This is a genomic window from Paenibacillus forsythiae T98 (assembly GCF_000520735.1).
GTDB lineage: Bacteria > Bacillota > Bacilli > Paenibacillales > Paenibacillaceae > Paenibacillus_AQ > Paenibacillus_AQ forsythiae.
This window is the reverse complement of record NZ_ASSC01000162.1, coordinates 1-3,743: the sequence shown is the minus strand read 5'-3', so window position 1 is coordinate 3,743 and position 3,743 is coordinate 1. Positions and strand designations below refer to the sequence as shown.

Genomic DNA, 3,743 nt, shown 5'->3' with positions numbered 1-3,743 from the left:
CTGAAGCCTGCTTGAAGCGCCGCCTCCAGCGACGGGTAGAACGTCACATTGTCCGGCCTGGGCGTTCGGGCCCGGCAGGATGGCCGGCACACGATGCCGGTCGTCCGAACCCCGGTATAGTAAATCCCGTCATAGCAGGCGTCGCGCCGGGCGACGGCCTGGTACACAAGGTCGAATAAGGCCTGATCCATGCTGCATCCCTCCACACCGCCATTATAACGCATTGCTCCGCGCCGGGGCAGGCCGGCCGAATAAGAGGGCAAGAATACGACAGCGCCTGTTCAGGCCAAGCTGACCCGCGCCTTGACCCAAACGCCGGAGTGGACAGCTTCCTCCCAAGCGCATCCCCGGAGCGGGCGCGGAATCGGCCCCGCGGACGGTTTGACGCACGCTGTCCCCGGCTTACAGTGAAGCAGAAGTTTAGCGTATTGTGATGAAAATCGCATTTTTTCTTGAATTGAACAGGATTATTGTTCCAGGCCGTCGAACTCGTTGTTTAGAAAGATCATGGATTCAGACCAAAATTTAGGAGGCACCAACATATGCAAGGACTTCCATACCCGGCCATACAATTACATAGCCAGACGAATGATTTGATTATATTCAGCGGACCATACGAAATCAGCAAGCTGGAAGGCAAGCCCGAAGGCGGCGGCTTCAAGCCGTCCTCCTGACCGGAAGATGATGAAGGCGATCATAACCGCATTACCCCAAGCTTTAACATCCCGGATGGGCCGGACTGGGCTGTTCATGATCGGAATAATCATCGCTCTGCTTCTGCCGGCCTGCGGCCAGAAGGCGGATTGGACCCGGTTGGCAGAGAGTGCAGATTCCGGCAGCTTCAGCATGAGTGCGGAGCTTCGGGAAGCCAACCTTTCGTTTGCACCGGAATCGGGGCAGCTGAACCAGCCGAAGACGCGGGGCTATGCCACAAATGAGCAGCCTGCGGATTTTCTGCCGGGCATATATTACGGGATGATGCTCGCGATGGCGCTGTACAACAGCTTTCTCTATGTCTCGATCCGGGACAGGGTATATCTGTACTTCGGGCTCTTTGTCGTTTTCTTTACCGCCATGCAGGCGGCTTGCGACGGGCTCGCCTACCTGTATTTATGGCCGGGGCATTCCGCCTGGGAGCTGAAATCCGGCTCCGTCTTTGTCGTGCTGGCCTGCCTGTTCGCATGCTTCTTCTCGCGGAGCTGGCTGCCGGTCCGCCAATATTCGCCGCGTATGGACCGTATTTTGCGCATATGGATAGCCGGGCTTGGCCTTGCGCTGCCTGTTATGGCATTCATGACGCCGGGCGTATGCGCTGAGATCGCCGTCTATCTCGCATGCGCCAGCATTCTGCTCTGCCTGTCTGCGGCGGCGGTCGTCCGGTGCCGGGTCCGGTCCATCCTGTTCTATGCCTGCGCGTGGGTCGCGCTGTTGGCCGGTGCGTTGCCAAATCTGTTGGCTGCTTGCAAGCTGCTTCCTCCGAACGTCCAGACGCTTTATTCCATACGCTTCGGCTCGGCCGCCGGAACCCTGCTCCTGTCCGTGGCGCTGGCCAACCGGTTTAACCGCATCCGGCAGGACAAGCTGCTTGAGGAGAAGCAGGGAACCTTGCTCAAGAACCTGCATAATACGACGAAAAAGCTGACTTCCACTTACAATCTCGACAAGCTGCTGCACTATACCCTGGCCAGCCTGTCCAGTATAACGTCCTGTGAGAATGGCTTCATCCTGTTTAAGAGCGGGGAAGGATATACCCTGAAGACCTCGGTTGGCAGCGGGCTGTGGGATGGTTCGCTCTTTACGGAGCTTGAAGCGGAGCCGTTCTTCCGCGATCTGATCCGTGAAAAAAAGCTGGTGCTGCAATCCGATCCGGGCAAGTCCCCTTGCCCGCTCCATCCGGACATCAAGACCTGCATCGGCATCCCGGTCCTGTACCGCGACCGTCCGCTGGCGCTGGTCGTACTGTACAGTTATTCCTTCAGAACCGTGACCGAGAGCGAAGGGGAGATTCTCCAGGATTTTGCCGGGCAGGTCGGCATCTCCATTGAAAATGCCCGCCTGTTCTCGGAAATCAACCGAATGGCCTCTACCGACGGTCTGACCGGGGTGTATAACCGCACCTATTTTCTCAGACTGGCCAACAGGCACTTGTCCGAGTGCTGGAGCATGGGCAAGCCTTTGTCGCTCATCATGCTCGATATCGACTACTTCAAGAGCATCAATGACCGGCACGGTCACATTGCCGGCGACAAGGTCATTCAGGAGACGGCGAGACTGCTCGCCGAACTGGCGCAGCCCCGCGGCATTATCGCCCGGTACGGCGGCGAGGAATTCGTTATCCTGCTTCCCGGAGCTTCCCCCGGGGAGGCGCGCCGCCTGGCGGAAATCATGCGAAAGAGCGTCTCGGCAGCCCTTGTCCCGCTTGAACAGGCGGGAAGCGTCAGGTACACGATCAGCCTGGGGGTGGCCTCCGCCTCCCCGGACACGAGCGGCATCCCCATGCTGATCGACCAGGCGGATCAAGCGCTGTACAGAGCCAAAGAGAACGGACGGAACTGCGTGGAGACCTTTGAAATGATGGAAAGCTTTGCTTAGAAGCCACATGACAGTAATGGTATAATAGATGGACTACAGTTTACAGGAGAACACCGTCATGCCATCGATACCAGCCCTTGATGACGCCGGATGGGCCAAGCTCGTCCAGGATATGGCTTATTATTTTGACGATCTGACCCTCAAAAGGGGCTTCCAGTATTATAAGCAGCGCCGGGTTTCCGGGTTGACGGCGCCTTCGCCCGGGCTTGTCTCCGCCTTCGTGGACGGAACCAAGCGGTACAGCGTCGAGATCGTTCTCGGTGCCCTTTCGATCGGCGGCTGCAATTGCCCCGTCGCCGGGCCGTGCAAGCATATGGCGGCCGTCCTGATGGACTTCGCCGGAGCGCAGGGAAGACCGGTCCAGCTGCTGGCCAACGCCAAGGCCTCCACCCGGGTCCGGGCGGAGGCCGCCTCCGCCCGCGCCGTGCCGGAAACCGGCAGAGCCGCAGGCGGCAGGCCGGGCGGCCAGGATGCCTTGAAGGAGCGCGGCCGCCTGATCCCGGCCATGAATGTAGCCGAGTGGCATGAGCTGTTCGCCCGCTGCGTCTCCCCGCTTGCCGGAAGCATCAGGAACCCGCAATATGCCGATGAAGCACTCACGGCCATGCTGCGCATCAAGCCGCCAATGGCTCCTGAGCTGGAGCATTTGTACGGCCTGCACGCCCGCCTCTTTGTTCTGGAAACGCTGCTTCCCCGCGCGGCCGGGAAGGCGGGGGGCTTCACGCCTTCGCTTGGTTACTACACTCACCTGGCCGTGACGGAGCTCCGTGATGACATCGAGCGCTGCTTCCACGCAGAGCCTTCTCCCGCCTCCGACCCCGGGCAGCGGAACCGCATATTGGACACGCTCGGCTTGCTGCGGCAGGCGCTGCTGGCGGAGTCCGGGGGGCATGTCTTCTATTCTGATCTATATTATTTGCTCTGGAGAATGTGGATTATCCCGGAAATGTACGATCAAGCGCTATTCAAGGAAGAACTTCGGCTGCTTGAAGAAGAATCGGACTCCCGGACAGCCTCTTCGTCCCGGCAGCCTCTGCTGATTGCCCGGGCCTGGATGCATTTCTGCATGTCCGGGGACGACAAAGCCCTGGTTCTGCTGAGGGAAGCGTCGGAGCAGCCCGGATTCTACCCGGAAAGACTGGACATGTTCT

General features: G+C 59.4%; 4 protein-coding genes. 3 read left to right on the top strand and 1 reads right to left on the bottom strand.

Features of this window, described 5'->3' with window-relative positions; all coding sequences use genetic code 11:
- On the bottom strand, positions 1–191 hold a 191-nt coding region (locus L692_RS0106135; protein ID WP_025698146.1), incomplete at its 3' end, for an Ada metal-binding domain-containing protein.
- A 351-nt stretch (positions 192–542) separates the two neighbouring features.
- Here L692_RS0106135 and L692_RS33790 point away from each other — a divergent pair.
- From L692_RS33790 to L692_RS0106120, 3 genes are all read left to right on the top strand, one after another.
- On the top strand, positions 543–674 hold the full coding sequence (locus L692_RS33790) for a hypothetical protein (protein ID WP_269636717.1): 132 nt from the start codon (positions 543–545) through the stop codon (positions 672–674).
- 76 nt (positions 675–750) lie between these two features.
- Positions 751–2,592, top strand: a complete 1,842-nt coding sequence (locus L692_RS0106125) for a diguanylate cyclase (RefSeq protein WP_198027710.1) — start codon at positions 751–753, stop codon at positions 2,590–2,592.
- Between the two features lie 58 nt (positions 2,593–2,650).
- On the top strand, positions 2,651–3,743 hold a 1,093-nt coding region (locus tag L692_RS0106120), incomplete at its 3' end, for an SWIM zinc finger family protein (protein ID WP_025698143.1).

Bases quoted from the DNA above. Each gene is read 5' to 3' on its own strand.
- L692_RS0106125 (WP_198027710.1), top strand. From the start codon at position 751: ATGATCGGAATAATCATCGCTCTGCTTCTGCCGGCCTGCGGCCAGAAG.
- L692_RS33790 (WP_269636717.1), top strand. From the start codon at position 543: ATGCAAGGACTTCCATACCCGGCCATACAATTACATAGCCAGACGAAT.